At 54.9% G+C, this 17,662-nt stretch carries 8 protein-coding genes; all 8 read right to left on the bottom strand.

Going from position 1 to position 17,662, the window contains the following annotated elements; all coding sequences use genetic code 11:
- Window positions 1-31: 31 nt before the first annotated feature.
- Complete coding sequence (locus ACYVHB_RS03220; RefSeq protein ID WP_461049542.1) at window positions 32-2,380, bottom strand: T9SS type A sorting domain-containing protein; 2,349 nt, start codon at window positions 2,378-2,380, stop codon at window positions 32-34.
- A 173-nt stretch (window positions 2,381-2,553) separates the two neighbouring features.
- Window positions 2,554-5,304, bottom strand: a complete 2,751-nt coding sequence (locus tag ACYVHB_RS03215) for an Ig domain-containing protein (protein ID WP_461049540.1) — start codon at window positions 5,302-5,304, stop codon at window positions 2,554-2,556.
- A gap of 163 nt (window positions 5,305-5,467) precedes the next feature.
- Complete coding sequence (locus ACYVHB_RS03210) at window positions 5,468-7,957, bottom strand: T9SS type A sorting domain-containing protein (RefSeq protein ID WP_461049538.1); 2,490 nt, start codon at window positions 7,955-7,957, stop codon at window positions 5,468-5,470.
- Between the two features lie 183 nt (window positions 7,958-8,140).
- Entirely contained in the window at window positions 8,141-12,229 is a 4,089-nt protein-coding gene (locus ACYVHB_RS03205) for a hybrid sensor histidine kinase/response regulator transcription factor (protein WP_461049536.1), read from the bottom strand.
- A 239-nt stretch (window positions 12,230-12,468) separates the two neighbouring features.
- Window positions 12,469-13,332, bottom strand: a complete 864-nt coding sequence (locus ACYVHB_RS03200; RefSeq protein WP_009282104.1) for a sigma-70 family RNA polymerase sigma factor — start codon at window positions 13,330-13,332, stop codon at window positions 12,469-12,471.
- Window positions 13,333-13,406: 74 nt separating this feature from the next.
- Window positions 13,407-15,539 (bottom strand): polyribonucleotide nucleotidyltransferase, encoded by a 2,133-nt coding sequence (locus ACYVHB_RS03195; protein ID WP_461049534.1) that lies wholly within the window; start codon window positions 15,537-15,539, stop codon window positions 13,407-13,409.
- 168 nt (window positions 15,540-15,707) lie between these two features.
- Window positions 15,708-15,983, bottom strand: coding sequence for a 30S ribosomal protein S15 (rpsO, locus tag ACYVHB_RS03190; RefSeq protein WP_461049533.1), 276 nt, complete (start codon window positions 15,981-15,983; stop codon window positions 15,708-15,710).
- A 134-nt stretch (window positions 15,984-16,117) separates the two neighbouring features.
- Entirely contained in the window at window positions 16,118-17,608 is a 1,491-nt protein-coding gene (locus ACYVHB_RS03185) for an LptF/LptG family permease (RefSeq protein ID WP_461049531.1), read from the bottom strand.
- Window positions 17,609-17,662 lie beyond the last annotated feature (54 nt).

Below are 17,662 nucleotides of genomic sequence, written 5' to 3'. Positions count from 1 at the left end.
CTTTTTACGTGGTGCGTTTGTACTGATTCGATTACAGCTTCAGTAGTTTCACCTCCTGCCGCTGGGTTGCCGTGCTTACGTTCAGCAGGAACAATCCGGTGCCATTGCCGATGGGCACCCTAACTCGCTCGGCCGATCCGGCCTGATTGATAAAATGCCGGTGGAGCACTCGCCCCTGAAGGTCGATGAGGTCAACTTGCACGGCCTGATTAACGGCACCCCTGATTTCGATTTCAGCCGAGTTACCTTCTACGGGATTGCCCAGCACGGAGACGCTCAACCTGGCTTCCCGCTCACCGGCCCCTAGCCGGGCCTGACTCCGCCCGCAGGCCGCTTTCAGGTCCCACTCGTAGCTCACCATCACCCCGTTCTGGCGGGCCATCAAGGTGAAGGGCTTCACGTCGTTGGCCGTGCGGCTATCCTTGTCGACAAACTGGTTGGGGTTGCTCGTCCAGTCGGTGATGCCCGGTACGGCCCGGTACTCGATGGAGGAGCCGTTGCCCCCGCTGGTGCGGAAGGTGAACGCACCACTGACACAGTCGTAGGTGGGGGCCAGCAGCGTTAGCGCAGCACCCGTGGGTGGAGTGGGTGGGTTGACCGGGGGCGGGGTGCCCGTGCAGAACGCCCCAAAGTCAAAGGTGTAGCTGACGGTCTGTCCGCTTTGGGTGGCGGTGATGAGGATGGGCTTGGGGTCACCCCGCAGGCCCGGCTCCACGGTGCCGCTGTTGCTGGTGGCCGACGAGCGCATGATGCCGGGGGCATTATACGTAATGGTTGACCCATCGCCCCCGGTAGTGTTAAAGGTGATGGCTCCGGTCTGGCAGTTGTAGGTGGGCTGGGTCAGCGCCAGCGTACCACCCGTGGGGGGCGTGGGTGGAGTTGGCGGATCAATCGGGGGCGGGGTACCACTACAGAACGCTTTCAGGTCGAAGCTGTAGGTAACGGTGATACCATTTTGAGTAGCGGTGATGGGAATCACCTTGGGGTCACCCCGCAGGCCCGGCTCCACGGTACCGCTGTTGCTGGTAGCCGACGAGCGACTGATGCCAGGGGCACTGTACGTGATAGTTGACCCGTCGCCCCCGGTAGTGTTGAAGGTAATAGCTCCGGTTTGGCAGTTGTAGGTGGGCTGGGTCAGGGCAAGGCCGGTAGCAGTTTTGGCTAATTTGACCACCCAGGTCGCCAGCGCATTTCCTTGTTTGCCCTGCACGTCACCATCGGTCGAATTAGTCGTTCCCACCAACAGGTAGCCGTCCCCGGTGGCGAGAACAGTTTGGGGCGAGTCGGTGCCGGAGCCACCCAGCCTTCGCGTCCAGACCACCTGGTTCTGTTGATCGTAGCCCCTCAGGAGAAAGTCACTATTTGAAGTAAACGCAGTAGCTAAGGTTACGAAAAACGGCTGGCCCGTGCCGTCGCTGGCCATGATCGGCGTTGGCGGAAAGTGGGGCGCAGGAGAAAACTGGGGACCAACCAGCGTACTTACTAAGTCACCATTCGGCAAAATAAGCGCAAATCTATCGCCATCACCGGTAGTAACAATGAACGAACCACTTCCGTCCGGGTTAGAAATAATGTCACGAAAGATAGTCGTAGAATACCTCCTGGCGGTTACCACGTTTCCCTGAGCGTCAAGTCGGGTCATGGTGGCCGAGGAAGAGAAATTTCCCGGACTGAGATTATCAGTGGCTCCAATCTGTATAAATCCACCATCGGGCAGGGCAAGACGCCGGTAGGTTGGATTGTTAGCCGGAGGCAAACCATTTATTGAAGGTGAGCCTAATGCTCCCAGGAACCGTATCCAGACAAAATTACCGTCCTGATCGAGTTTGACCGCTACCATGTAGCCTCTGCCATCCAATTCAGAATAGCCAATGGACGATACATAACCTCCATCGGCTGTTTGAATCAAGTCCAGCCCGTTGAGTCCCGGCCTTGCTCCCGCAATAATGGGATTTATAACCTTACTCCATACCCGGTTTCCGTTTGCGTCTTTCTTAATCAAATACAGGTTAGCTTCATCATTGGCCTGCACCAGAAAACTACCATCCGGCGTTGCAATCAGACCCGACGTGCGCAGTGCCGTTGAATACGTCAGTGGGGTGGTAGACAGCACAACCGATCCTTCGATAAGTCCCGACCCTTTCACGGCTCCCGACGCGGTCAGGCGGGTTAGCGTGGTTCCGGTCAATACGCCAAACTCACCCGTAGTGGACTTAGCTGCGTAGATAGTCGAATTAAAATTGACATCACCTTCAAGCGCCCGCTGCCACTGGAGCACCGGGGGCGTCGTTGTTTGAGCCGGGGCGGAGAGCGTCAGGCTCAGCAGCCATACTACGGCTAACCCCCATCGGATAGCCATTCCTGTATACTTATTTTTCATGTGCATGATACGTTAAAAAAAGTGAGGACAGAATACCCGTCGCTGCCTGTCGACTTCCAGAAATAGAATGAAGGGTGAAAAGGTCATTGTCCCGAAGGCCAAAACAAAACATGACGTAGCATCAGGAAAAGCAGATCACAACGACCCGCCTTTCCTGATGCTACGCAATTGATCTACTGCTTGAGAATCTTAACCGTTTTGGTCTGAGTGCCGCTGGTGGCCCGCAGCAGCAACACGCCTGGCCCTTGTTGAGGCAGTTCAAAGCGCTGCTGCTCGACCACTCCGGCCTGCTCCACCGACCGGCTCTCCACCAACCGGCCCCGTAGATCAACCAAACCCAGCACCAAGGGCTGGCCCTCGGCTCCCCGAATCTCTACCGTAACCGCGTCACGCACGGGGTTGCCCAGTACCAGAACGCTCAACGTAGCTTCCCGCTCACCGGCAACACCTAACCGGGCCTGAGTCCGCCCGCAGGCCGCTTTCAGGTCCCACTCGTAGCTCACCACCACCCCGTTCTGGCGGGCCATCAAGCTGAAGGGCTTCACGTCGTTGGCCGTGCGGCTGTCCCGATCCACAAACTGGTTGGGGTTGCTCGTCCAGCCCGTGATGCCGATAGCCATGTACTCGATGGTGGAGCCGTTGCCACCGCTGGTGCGAAAGGTGAACGCACCACTGGCACAGTCGTAGGTGGGGGGCAGCAACGTCAGCGTTCCGCCGGGGGGGGGCGTAGGTGGATTGACCGGCGGGGTAACCGGTGGCGGGGTGCCGGTGCAGAAGGCCCCGAAGTCAAAGGTGTAGCTGGCAGTCTGTCCGCTCTGGGTGGCGGTGATGGTGAGGGGCTTGGGATCACCCCGCAGGCCCGGCTCCACCGTACCGCTGTTGCTGGTCGCCGACGAGCGGCTGACGCCGGGCGCATTGTAGGTGATGGGCGAGCCGTCGCCCCCGGTGGTGTTGAAGGTGATGGCCCCACTCTGGCAGTTGTAGGTGGGCTGGGTCAGGGCCAGCGAGCCGGGCGGGGTAACGGGCGGGGTGGGGGGATTGACCGGTGGCGGGGTAACGGGTGGTTGTCCATTCGGCGTCACAGTGATTGTGAAGGTCGTCCGAATGGGGTAGTCGCGATACCCTGCCGTACTGGCCGTAATGGTCACCGTGTAGAGACCTGCTGTGCGTGGATTTCCCAGGATCCGTATGTTAGGAACGCCGAAGGGAAAAAAGCCGTAATCCAGTCGCAGGCCATCTGGCAGCCCTTCCACGTTAAATACCCAACCCGGATTGTAATTCGGACTGGTACTTGTTGGGTCAAAAATGTAAGGACTTAACAGAAGTTCTACCGACTGACCAACTGTATAGGACTGACTTGGGATAGGATAACTCACGGGCGGCTTGGTGCCGGGTATACTGCTACAGGCTGCTTTTAGGTCGAAATCATACGTGGCACTGATGCCGTTTTGGGTAGCTGTGATTGGAATAATTTTGGGGTCATTGCGCAGCCCCTGCTCCACCGTACCGGTGTTACTGCTGGCCGAGGATCGTATGATGCCGGGAGCGTTGTAGGTGATAGTTGACCCATCGCCCCCAATGGTGTTGAAGGTGATAGCCCCGGTCTGACAGCTATAGGTGGGTTCAATGAGTGCAATGATTTGCGGCAGGAGTTTAACCACTTGATTTCCAGTACTGGCGAACACCAGACCACCATCACCCGCTACGCCAATGGCGACTAAATTACCATCGTCTGGCCCATTGAATGTTCGCCGGGCAGCAACGTTAAATAATGCGGGATCACTCAGGGGTAAACTTGCCGGGTCGATTAGTAAAATTTGTGGGTCAACCCCGTTTTGCAGGGATGAATTACCCACTGCGTAGTACTTTTTGACACCGCTGCCCGTGTAGGTTGTGATAAAGGACTCGGTAGGTGGCTCCCCGGTTGATCTGGCCCTTTTGAAACTTCCATCAAGATTCAATTCGAGGATGGCTCCTCTGGTGGGGCCAACAGCCATGGCACTGGGGCCAATAGCGGTTCCAACCAGCGCATAGCCATTCCCATCGGCCGCCACTATAACATCAGTAACGGAGCGCATTTGTATGATTGATCCCGGAGGAGGGCCATTGATATTCATCGAAAGAGGTAAACCGTTCAGTAGTTTTTGCCAGGCCACATTCCCCTGCCCATCGAGTTTGGCAACCCAGCCTGCTTCACCCCCGCTATTGCCGCTTGCGTTAAAATACCCCGCGATGAGATAGCCGCCGTCCGGTGTATTGATTACTGATTTTCCTTTCGTTAAACTCTGGTCCGGCGTAGTGGGGTTGGGCGTTGGATAGGCTATTTCTCTCGTCCAGGCAACGCTGACGTCGGCGTTATACTTTCGAATGGACACCGTGGTCTTGCCGCCGTTTGATGCATTGGTAGCCAGTAGCAGAAATCCCCCGTCAGGTGTGCCGATTAAGTCATCGAAGCCACCGGAAAACCCAACGCCATCACTGTCCGACCATCGTCTGGCGACACCCGCTGCGCTGATTTTAGTTACCACATTTACGTTTCTGAGCGATGTTCTTCCCACTACGGCCACGCCACCGTCTGAGAGGGCCGCTATATGAGAAACCTGAATTACCTCATAATTATACCCCTGTATCTGTCCACCGATGTAGTTACCTCCCTGAATGGGTCCCGTACTCCAGATCAAATCTCCTTGGGTCGAGTATTTTGAAACAGTACTTCCTGTTCGCGAAGGCCCATTGAAGGGATTGGGTTCGGTAACCAGCCGGGTTGTTACAATGCCGCCGTCGGTGGTGATGGCCAGCGTTGTGCCGAGCCGCGCAAATTGACTGTCGGGAACCGACTGCGCCCTACCCGTTTGACTTATTAGGCCCGCCCAGAGCAGAACCAGCCAAACCCGTTGTATTCCGTGTACACAGTGATTTTTCATCCGAATAAAGTAAAAAAGTGTGAATAGAAGACTCGTCGATAACTGTCGACCTCTGTGAATAGGACGAACCTCGATAAGGTCAGTGGCCAGAAGGCAAAATCAGGACGTAGCACCGGGGAAAGTGGATTACGATAGCCCACCTTTCCCGGTGCTACGTGTCAGGTTACTGCTTAAGGATCTTAACCGTTTGGATTTGGGTGCCGCTGCCGACCCGCAGCAACAACAGGCCCGGCCCCTGCTGAGCCACATCGAAAATCTGTTGCTCAGCCGCTCCGGCCTGCTTCACGAACCGGCTCTCCACCAGCCGCCCTCTCATATCCAGCAAGCGTAGGGTTAAGGGTTGACTTTCTGCCCCCCGAATCTCTACCGTAACAGCGTCACTGACCGGGTTACCCAGCACCGAGACGCTCAACCTGGCTTTCCGCTCACCGGCAACACCCAACCGGGCCTGGCTCCGCCCGCAGGCCACTTTCAAATCCCACTCGTAGCTCACCACCACCCCGTTCTGGCGGGCCATCAAGGTGAAGGGCTTCACGTCGTTGGCCGTGCGGCTGTCCCGATCCACAAACTGGTTGGGGTTGCTCGTCCAGCCCGTGATGCCCACAGCCATGTACTCGATGGAGGAGCCGTTGCCCCCGCTGGTGCGGAAGGTGAACGCACCACTGACACAGTCGTAGGTGGGGGCCAGCAGCGCCAGCGTTCCGCCGGGGGGGGGCGCAGGTGGATTAACCGGCGGGTTAACGGGTGGGGGAGTACCCGTGCAGAAGGCCCCGAAGTCAAAAGTGTAGCTGGCAGTCTGCCCGCTCTGGGTGGCGGTGATGACGAGGGGCTTGGGATCACCCCGCAGGCCCGGCTCCACAGTGCCGCTGTTGCTGGTGGCCGACGAGCGGCTGACGCCGGGGGCGTTGTAGGTGATGGGTGAGCCGTCGCCCCCGGTAGTGTTAAAGACAATGGCTCCCGTCTGGCAATTGTAGGTGGGCTGGGTCAGGGCCAGCGTACCGCCCGTGGGGGGCGTGGGCGGAGTTGGTGGGGGGTTGACTGGTGGGGTAACGGGGGGCGGGGTGCCCGTGCAGAAGGCCCCGAAGTCAAAGGTGTAGCTGACGGTCTGTCCGTTCTGGGTGGCGGTGATGGTGATGGGCTTAGGATCACCCCGCAGGCCCGGCTCCACGGTGCCGCTGTTGCTGGTAGCTGACGAGCGCATAACACCGGGAGCATTATACGTAATGGGCGAACCGTTGCCCCCCGTGGTGTTGAAGGTGATGGCTCCGGTCTGGCAGTTGTACGTAGGCTGGATTAAGGCCAGCGTACCAGTCGGAGGGGGTGGGGTAGCCGTTTCCGGAGCGAGTTTAACCACTTGATTGCCCGAACTGGCGAATATCAGACCACCGTCACCCGCTACGCCGATGGCGAGTAGCGTACCGTCGTCCGGCCCGTCGAACGTTCGTCGGGCTTCAATCTTAAATAAATCCAGATCAGTCAGCGGCAGCGGTGCCGGATTGATGAGCGAAATCTCGGGATTGACACTATTTTGTGACCGGCTCCCGACCGCATAGTATCTCCGGCCACCACTGCCGGTATATAACGTCACAAACGACTCGGCGGTTGTCCCCAAAATTGTTCTGGCCCGTTTGAAGCTGCCATCCGTATTTAATTCTACAATACTCCTGGTGATGGGCGTGAACCGGGTACTGGCCGGGTAACCGGCTCCCACGAGCGCATACCCGTTTCCGTCGGCGGCCAGCGTAGCGTCGGTAGCGGTGAGCATACGGTCGACTGATACGTTATAGGCGAGGTCGTTAGGCCCCGGCGCAATGGGCAGGTTAGTCAGCAGCTTCTGCCAGCTTACGTTGCCCTGCCCATCGAGTTTGGCCACCCAGGCTGTATTGCGGGTCAGGCTCTGCCGGAGCAGATCATCGAGGGATTCAATTGTGTTGTTATACTCGGGTATGTACAGGCCCGCTACCAGAAAGCCGCCATCGGGCGTGTTGATGAGGGTTTCCCCCTTTGTCAGGCTCCGGTCCGGCGTAGCGGGGTTGGGTGTTGGGTACGCTATTTCTTTCGTCCAGGCAACGCTGACATCAGCGTTGTACTTCCGTAGGTATACCGTCGTTTGGGCACCGTACGTCGCCCGGGTAGCCAGCAGTAAAAATCCCCCGTCGGGTGTGCCGACTAAATCGTCGAAGGTAATGCCATCCGGGAACTTGAAAAGGTCAGTCTCCTCCCACCGTCTGGGGACACCCGTTGCGCTGATTTTTGTCACTACTTCTTCCCCTCTGAGCGATGTTCTCCCGACTACCGCCACGCCACCGTCTGTGGTTGGGGCGATCAGGCTGGCCTGAATTACTTCATAACTATACCCCGGTATTCTTCCACCGATGAAGAAACCTCCCTCCAAAAATCCCGTCTGCCAGCGTCGGTCGCCCTGCACGGAATATTTAATGACATTACTTCCTGACCGCGTAGGGCCAATGGTGGGATTGGAAATTATTTCGGTTGTTACGAAGCCGCCATCGGTAGTGATGGCCAGCGTTGTGCCGAGCCGCGCAAATTGACTGTCGGGCACCGACTGTGCCCAGGTCGTTTGGCTGAGCAGGCCTGTCCAGAGCAGGACCAGCCAAGTCCATTGTGTAACCGGTAGGTAGTAGTTTTTCATAGTTGTAAATCGTAACAGGTGGTTTGTTTTTACGTGAGAGTCCGGCCAGTCTGACCACGCGCCTAAGGTAGCGTACTGGGGCAACAGGTACCTTACCGTATACCATATTGTCCCCTAACTGACAGGAATAGTCCCAGATCTGACAGCAATTCGGATCATGAATAGTAGTCAGGGGTAATCCGTTTAGGCTTTACTTAAGCCACCGGCGGCAAACTCAGTTGGCGTTTTGTGGTAAAACTCTTTGAAAACCAGTGTGAAATATGAAGGCGTTTTGAAGCCCGTCAGATGGGCCGTTTGGGATGGGGTGTGGCCCGCCCGCAACAGGTCGGCGGCTTTGCGCAGCCGGTAGTGACGAATTAACTCGTGCGGGTTCAGTTGCACGAGACTGTGCACTTTTCGGTACAGAGTTTTACGACTCATGGCCAGTTCATCGGCCAGCCAGTCGACGGTAAGTAACGGGTCGTTGAGGTGGCTCTCCAGGAGTTCATAGACCCGGCGCAGAAACACATCGTCTACCCGGTTTATCGGGCTGGGCATATCGGGCTGAGTAAACTGCTGGCGATACTGATCGCGCAGGTTCTGCTGCCGGATCATCAGATTTCGTAATCGCAGGTGTAGCTCGTCCAGATGAAAGGGTTTCGGTATATAATCGTCAGCACCTTCCTGTAGGCCTTCAATGCGGCTGCTGTGAGCGGCTTTAGCCGACAGTATAATCACCGCAATATGGTCGGTATCAGAATGGTTTTTGATACGATGCGTTAGTTCATACCCATCCATGCGGGGCATCATCACATCAGAAACAACGATATCCGGCAGTTCCGTTTGTGTCAGATGCCATCCCGCTTCACCATCAGCCGCCTGCAAAACCCGGTAAGTAGCCGAGAGTGAGTCTGCCAGAAAATCCCTTAGTTCAGCATTATCTTCTACAATGAGGAGCAGGGGCGTTTGCCCATTTTCAATGGGCTGATTACCCGACAGGTCCAAGGCAGGTAATTGCGTTAGTAGGGCAGATTTTTTGCCGGACAAGACCACTTTTGGTGATTCGGTATTGACCGACGCGGGCTGAACGGGCAGCGTCGCGACAAACGTACTGCCAACGCCCGGCTGACTGTCAACGCTGATGGCACCGCCAACCAGATCAATCAATTCCTTTACCAGCGCCAGTCCAATACCCGTGCCTTCATAAGCGCGGGTATGGGACGTGTCTACCTGATAGAACCGATTAAAAATATGAGGAAGGTCTTCGGGGGTAATGCCAATGCCGGAATCAGCAATACGAATGCTTACGCTAAAACCATCGCTGACCGCGGGGGCAGGATCGACGGTGAGTGTGACGGTTACGTGCCCACCACTGCCCGTAAATTTCAGGGCGTTCGACAGGAGATTCGTCAGAATTTTCTCCCATTTGTCGGCATCAAATAAATATTCATGCGCCGAACCCTCCCCTATATACGTATACGTCAGGCGTACTCCTTTCTGCTCAGCTAATTGATGAAATGACTCAACCAAGTGGCTCACGAATTCGGTTACCCCACCCCGCATCAGCGATACGAGCATGTGGTTTGCCTCCAGTTTAGAAAGGTCCAGTAATTGATTAATCAGGCGAAGTAGCTGGTCAGCGTTGCGCTGCACTAAGGCCAGCGTCCGGCGGGTCGGCCCGTTGACCTGGTTTTCCTGAAGCAGTTTCTCAACCGGCGATATAATTAGTGATAAGGGCGTCCGAAATTCATGGGTTATGTTAGAGAAAAAACGGGTTTTCAGTTCATCAACCGCTTTAAGTTGCTGGGCTTCCCGCCGATTGAGTTCCAGGGCCTGCTGCTGCCGGACCCGATTGGTATAAACCCGAATGTAGCCCCAAATGGCTCCGCCAACCAACAGCGCATAGAGACTGTAAGCCCACCAGGTTGCCCACCACGGCGGCTGAATCAGTAACTGGACAGCGGTTTCTTTTTCATTCCAGACACCATCGCTGTTTGCCGCCTTGACCCGGAACGTGTAGGTGCCCGGCGACAAGTCGGTGTAGCTAACAAATTGGCGTGTTCCGCTGTAGACCCAGTTCTTATCCACCCCAACGAGCTGATGCGCATACTGATTCTTTTCGGGTGACTGGTAGGAAAGGGCGACAAATTCGAACGCTATAAAATTCTCGTCATGCCGGAGTTTGAGTCGGTCGGCAGTCAGTGGACGGTTCTGGTCGAGTACGCTGAACTTTGAAATATAAACCGGGAATGCAGCCCTGCTGTAAATGCGGTCGGGATGCACAATGGCGACCCCATTCAGGCTACCGAACAGAAGGTCGCCATTACGCCCGTGGCAGGCTCGGCTCCTGAACCAGTTATGAGGCAGGCCGTCATCGGTGGTATAATTATGGAATGTTTTCGTCTTCCGGTTAAACCGACAGATGCCACGCGTGGTGCTTATCCACAAATGGCCGTGCCGGTCGTTAATGATAGCCGAAACGTGATTGTCGGGCAGACCGTGCCGGGTGGTCAGGGCCGCGAACCGGCCGGTAGCCGGATCATACCAATTTAAGCCGCTTTTATTGGTACCAATCCATACCACGCCGTCGGTATCCTCGTAAAAAGCCGTCACGTACGTCTCATTCAACTGACCGGCTGGTGCCGGTAGAACAGGGTGGTGTCGGGTGAACCGACCCGTTTTGGGCTGTAGCCGACTGATTCCTATCCCCCTGATGGCCATCCATACATGGCCAGCCCGGCTAACCATCAGGTGCTCCACAGAGCCGCGCCGGTCGGTTGTGTCTTTGGGATGATAAAAATGATACCTGAACTGCCCGGTTTTAGGGTTAAGCCGGGCAATTCCACCCTCTCCGCCCAGCCAGAGCAGGCCGGATGGGTCTTCGGCGATGGAACGTATTCGGCGAATGCGGGTAGAATACCGGACAAAAGCGCCGGTTACGCGGTCCATGCGCAGCAGGCCACCCAGTGTACCAACCCACAACTGTCCGGTACGATCTTCGTATATCGTTTCAACTTGATGCTGTTCGGCCAGACTCTCCGGGTTTGCCGGGTCAACAGGAATAAAGGTTATCCGCCCCTGTTTGGGGTCATATCGGTAGAGCTTTCTGTAGTTGGAGCCAATCCAGATGATTCCTGTACGGTCCTCAAGCAGAGCCGTTACGATGTTCTCAACCGGCGGGTCCGCGCCAGAAGCGGATACGACCTGAACCGTGTTAAATAGGGCTGATGTACCGACTTGCTTATTGACACCCTGATCCGTTCCGAGCCAGAGCGTGCCGGACCGGTCGTGATAGACCACCCGCACCTGGTCGTTGCTTAGTCCCGAGAGTAACCCCGGATTGGACTGGTACGTAATTACCTCACCGGTTCGGGTATCAACCTGTTGCAGCCCTTCGGCTGTTCCAAGCAACAAGTGTCCATCCTGACTCTCAAGGATAGCTTTCGTGAAGATGTGGCGATTGATCGGCTTCCTGGCAGCATACCGAAAAAGGCCGACCGGTTTGCCTCTGGGATTAATCTGTAGCAGGCCATCCTTATTGGTGCCTGCCCACAGATTACCCGCTTTATCCTGATACAGGGTACTGACCCAGGGCTGATAACCGGCCGGAGCGGATTGAAGTGGAACCAGCGTAAACCGTCCCGACCGGCGATCAAATCGGTAAAGGCCCTTCTTACCGCCAACCCAAAACTGATTTTGCGTATCCTCAAGAATACAGATAACCTCCGCGTTTATTTGGGGAAACGGATATAACACATACCGCCCCGTTTTTGGATTATACCGCATCAAACCGGCCCATGATCCAATCCATAAAATACCCTGACGATCTTCATGAATAACTAATGTCTGGGTCCACTCGACCGAGGGGACCTTTATCCCCACCGGCGTAGCGATACCCGTCCGTTTATTCACCTGGTGCAGGCCCCCTCCCCCACCCATTATGCCGCTCACGGTCGTTACCCAAAGTTTACCCGAGCGATCTTCATGCAGGTCTAAAACGTGATTACTGTGAAGGGAAGAATCGGGGCTGTTCGGATCATGTTGAAGAATGGTAACCGTATGCCCATCGTATTTATTGAGACCGTCGGTGGTGCCGATCCACATAAACCCTTCGCGGTCCTGCAAGATGCACGTGACTGAATTATTGGATAGACCGTTCTTTACAGACAGGTACTCAAATTGATTGGTGATCGGCTGGTCGTTCACTGCCGAGCGATTGGGAAATGGGTACGGTTGTGCGACTCCCTGCGTCAGGGAGGTTATCAGAAGTAACAACAAACATGCACGTACCATATCGAAATGGTCTGTATCAACTAATAGGAAACCCATCCGTACGAATTAAGAATAGCTGTGCTCTATGCATTAGCCGACCATCAACTGTAAATAGTTATTATTACTCATAAGCTACTACGTATTATTGACTATAAGACAAATATAAGGCAAGCAGGCAATTACTCTACTGTAGCCACTAACAAAAACGGCTTCTACTTTCGCAGGAGCCGTTTTTGTTGCAGACAAACAGAGTCAACTTGTTAGCCTAAGTACGTCTTGAGCGCCTTCGACCGGGAGGTATGGCGCAGCCGACGAATGGCTTTCTCTTTGATCTGCCGAACCCGTTCGCGGGTCAGGTTAAATTTCTCACCGATCTCTTCGAGCGTCATGGCATGTTCGCCGTTCAAACCAAAGTACAATGTGATCACGTCGGCCTCACGCTGGGTCAGTGTCGAGAGCGCCCGTTGTACTTCTTTCCGCAGCGAGTCGTTAATCAAACCCGAATCCGGCTTGTCTTCACCGTCGTTCTCAAGCACGTCGAGCAGGCTGTTTTCTTCACCCTGCACAAACGGTGCGTCCATCGACACGTGCCGACCCGAAATTTTCAGCGTGTCGACTACTTCAGCGGCCGAAATTTCCAGCACAGCCGCCAGCTCTTCCGGCGACGGCTCCCGCTCGAACTTCTGCTCAAGGTCGGAGAACGTCTTGGAAATCTTGTTCAGCGAACCAACCCGGTTGAGTGGCAGGCGCACGATTCGGGATTGCTCGGCGAGCGCCTGCAAAATCGACTGACGAATCCACCATACCGCGTAGGAGATGAACTTAAAGCCCCGCGTTTCATCAAACCGCTGGGCCGCTTTAATCAAACCGAGATTTCCTTCGTTGATCAGATCACCCAGCGAGAGTCCCTGATTCTGATATTGCTTAGCCACCGACACCACAAAGCGCAGGTTAGCTTTTGTCAGGCGTTCCAGGGAGAGTTGGTCGCCCTCCCGAATTTTCTGGGCCAGCGTTACCTCTTCATCGGGGGTAAGCAGATCCACTTTACCAATTTCCTGCAAGTACTTGTCTAACGACTGGCTCTCGCGGTTGGTAATTTGTTTCGATATTTTTAGCTGTCTCATGATCCGTTTTGCCGGTGGAGTAATTGTATAACGCTCAGGTATGACGTTGCATTACACAAAAAAGTAACAATGCCCTATGCAGTTTTGTTCTCCGGCTTTAGCAGCAGAACTTTACGTGACAAGCGGTACTTTCCCGTCTTTTTATCCACATCCACCAACTTAACCGTTATTTCTTCACCCACCTGTAATACCCCGTCCATCGTTTCCAGCCGCTCCCACTTAATCTCGGAAATGTGCAAAAGTCCGTCTTTACCCGGCATGAACTCAACGAACGCGCCAAAGGGCTGAATCGTCTTCACTTTGCCCACGTACACTTCACCCACTTCGGGCACGGCTACGATGCCTTTCACGCGCGACACGGCCTTATCCATGCTTTCTTTGCTGGTCGCAAAAATGCTGACCCAACCCGCGTTGTCGTGTTCGTCGATGTTGACCACGGCACCCGAATCCTTCTGGATGTCCTGCACAACTTTACCGCCGGGCCCGATAACGGCGCCAATCTGATTGGTGTCGATGCGGATAACGACGGCGCGGGGGGCGTGTGGTTTCAGGTCACTGCGTACCTCAGCAATGCCCTTTTTCATCTCACCCAGAATGTGCAGCCGACCCGCCCGGGCCTGCTCAAGCGCCTGCGCCAGCACGTCGTACGATAAGCCTTCGACTTTCAGGTCCATCTGGCAGGCAACAATGCCTTTCTCAGTACCCGTCACTTTGAAGTCCATGTCGCCGAGGTGATCTTCGTCGCCCAGAATGTCCGACAGCACGGCAAACTTGGCACCGTCCGCGTCCGAGATCAGACCCATCGCAATACCGGCCACGGGTGCCTTAATTTTGATACCAGCGTCCATCAGAGCCATCGTACCGGCGCAGACCGTCGCCATCGACGATGAGCCGTTCGACTCTAGAATGTCCGACACGATCCGAATGGTGTACGGATTATCCTCGCCCGACGGCAACACCTTCTTGAGCGACCGGTGGGCTAAGTTCCCGTGACCAATCTCGCGCCGACCGGCTCCCCGGTTGGGCTTCACCTCGCCCGTCGAAAAGCCGGGAAAGTTATAGTGCAGCAAAAATTTGCTGTAGCCCTGATACATCGTCTGATCCACAATCTGCTCGTCGGTTTTGGTGCCGAGCGTTACGGTCGTCAGCGACTGGGTTTCGCCCCGCGTGAACAGCGCCGACCCGTGCGGACCGGGCAAATAACCCGCTTCGGCCAAGATGGGACGGATCTCATCCAGCGCCCGACCGTCCAGACGGGCACGCTCGTCGAGCACCAGCCGACGCGACGCTTCTGACTGCAAATCGTGAAAATACGTTTTAATCAAGCCAACATTCACGCCGGAACCTTCGGGGAACGTGGCGATGTACTCATCGCGAATGGCTTTGAAAGCGTCCGATCTTCCTTTTTTATTGGGGTTCTGGCGACGGGCTACTTCGTAAATTTTATCGTAGCAGTACGCCCGAACGGCCGCCCGCAGTTCTTCATCGTGCGTTTCGTGGCTGTACTGGCGCTTTTCAGTCTTTCCTACGTTAGCTTCGAGTTCTTTTTGCGCCCGGCACTGCACCTTGATGGCTTCGTGGGCTATCTTGAGCGCTTCAAGCATTTCGCTCTCCTGGCATTCACTCATTTCGCCTTCCACCATGCAAATATCTTTCTCAGTCGCGGCTACAATCAGATCGAGCGTGGCGCGTTCGAGTTCCGACGTTTTCGGGTTGATCTTATACTGCCCGTCGATTTTAGCCACGCGCACTTCCGAAATCGGCCCGTTGAACGGAATGTTCGATACGGCGATTGCCGACGAAGCGGCTAAGGCAGCCAGGGCGTCGGGCTGCACCTCAGGATCAGCCGAGATGAGTGTAATCATCACCTGCGTGTCGGCGTGGTAATCATTGGGGAAAATGGGCCGCAGCGCACGGTCGACCAAACGACTGATCAGGATTTCGTGGTCGCCCAACCGACCTTCGCGCCGTTGGAAACTACCGGGAATGCGACCGGCCGACGCGAACTTCTCTTGGTAATCAACTGATAAGGGAAGAAAATCGACGCCTTCCTTTGCGTCTTTACTCGATACGACGGTGGCCAACAGCATGGTGTCGCCCAACCGTACAACCACCGCTCCGTCGGCCTGACGGGCCAGTTTGCCGGTTTCGATGGTAATTTCCCGCCCGTCGGGCAGCGCAACGGATTGCGTGGTAATTTCAAACATACAGTAGATTATTAGATACGCCCTCGTACAGCTTTAAAACAGCAAAAATCCCCTCGTCTACCGCTCTTACCGCAGCAATCACCGTTTCAGCAAGGAAACCACAAAAATGAGGGAATCTACCCGGCCTGAACTGGCAGATTGGCAGATTCCCTTCGTGTAACCGGTCAATTATTTCCGTAATCCAAGCGCGGCCAAAATAGCTCGGTACCGCATGATGTCGGTCTTGAGCAGGTAATTCAGCAAACGCCGACGCTTACCAACTAATTTTAATAATCCCAACTGAGTGCCGTAGTCGTGCTTGTGAACTTTGAGGTGCTCAGTCAGGTGACTGATCCGGTAGGTAAACAGCGCGATCTGGGATTCGGCCGACCCGGTGTCCGTTGCGCTTTTGGCGTGGCCCGAGGTGGAGAATATCTCCTGCTTCTTTTCGGTCGTTAGATACATCTTCAGACAGCTTAATTTAATGAAAAAATGAATTTGGGTGCAAAGATAAGGAAAAAAGTGGATAAGTAAGGGAAGGGAGTCGTAAGTCGTAAGTGGCTGACGCGTAAGCGTAGGATGCGTCAGCCACTTACGACTTACGACTCCCTTCCCTTACTTACCACTTTTTTCTTCCACCGCTCCCACGCGATGATGTACACGTCTTTGTCGAACAGCCGCGAATCGTGACGGGCGCGTTGCATGAGGAACAAGCCAACCGGAAACAGTACGATGTTGGCCAACCACGCACCAATTGGCACCCACAGTACGCCATCCTTCGCATATTTGTCGCCCGCGATGGTCAGGACATACAGAAAAATAAAGAATACAATGGCAATCAGCACCGGCAAACCAAATCCCCCCTTCTTGATAATGGCCCCCATGGACGCGCCAATCAGGAACATGACAAAAATGGCAATCGCCTGCGTAAACTTGTGGTGTGTTTCCAACTGGTATTTCCACACGTTTTTTTCCTTCTCCGTCAAATACGACACGTTAGAGGTAGCGTAAGAGAGAATACCCTGCGCCTGACTCAGGGCCGCCTGGGTCAGGTCCGGCCGGTTCACCTCCTGTTTTTTCAATACGGCATCGATCCATTTTCCATCCGTCACCTTCTTTTGGGAAACCGCAAGGTCAGCCTTGAACTGGTAATTGTAGTACTGCCGCGACGTACTGGCCACGCTGAGGCTGGTGTTTTTATAATCTTTACGCAGGGAGTCAGTCAGCGTAGATAGCTCCGTCAGGTTCTTCATATACTCATGGTACTCGAACTGATTTTCGTCGGTGCGCTTCAGCCCAAACGACTCTAAGCTGATAACCAACCGGTAGTCTTTAAACCCATTACGCATGAACTGAGAACTCCGTTGCTGCCCTCCGCTGCTGGCGTAACTGGTGCTGCCGTTGTCCGAGTATTCCTGGTAATCGTTGCCGTTAAAAAGCTCGAAGACCAGGTAGCTGCGATCCTTGCTGGTGTACATCCGCCCGGAGTCGGCCAGGATAATTTCACGGTTGCCCGTTTCGATACCACTCGTCGGGTGTTTGTAGATGACTAATCCTTTGAGCAGGTCACCCGTTACGCTGCCTTCGGCGGCCTTTACTTTCCGGTCGACCTTGATGCTATAGCCCGGCAGATCGTTATAAAAGATACCTTCTTTCAAGTTCAGGGTGGCCTTAGCCGTTTTTATGTCATACAGCAGGCTGTATCCTTTGAGGTTAGCCCAGGGCGAAACGTTGTTGTTGAACCAAAACGAAAAGGCACTGATAAACACCGCGACGATCAGCAGCGGACGCATGGCACGGGTAAGCGAGATACCGGCGCTTTTGAGAGCGGTCAGCTCAAAAAACTCACCGAGGTTACCAAACGTCATCAATGACGACAGCAGCACGGCCAGCGGCAGCGCGGTTGGAACGGTGAGCAGGGCGAAGTAAAAGAGAAGGCGGCCGAACGTGGCCAGGTCAAGGTCTTTGGAAACGAACTCGTCGATGTAGAACATCAACAGCCGCATCAGGAAGATAAAGATAACGACGCCAAGTGTCAGAAAAAACGGCCCCCAGAACGAGCCAAGTACTAATTTGTCAATTTTCTTCATTACAATGTATAATGGCTAATGACCAATGTATAATGAGTGTGCACGCTGCTATAA

It is taken from the genome of Spirosoma arcticum (genome assembly GCF_054779955.1).
This window is presented reverse-complemented; position numbering and strand designations above follow the sequence as displayed.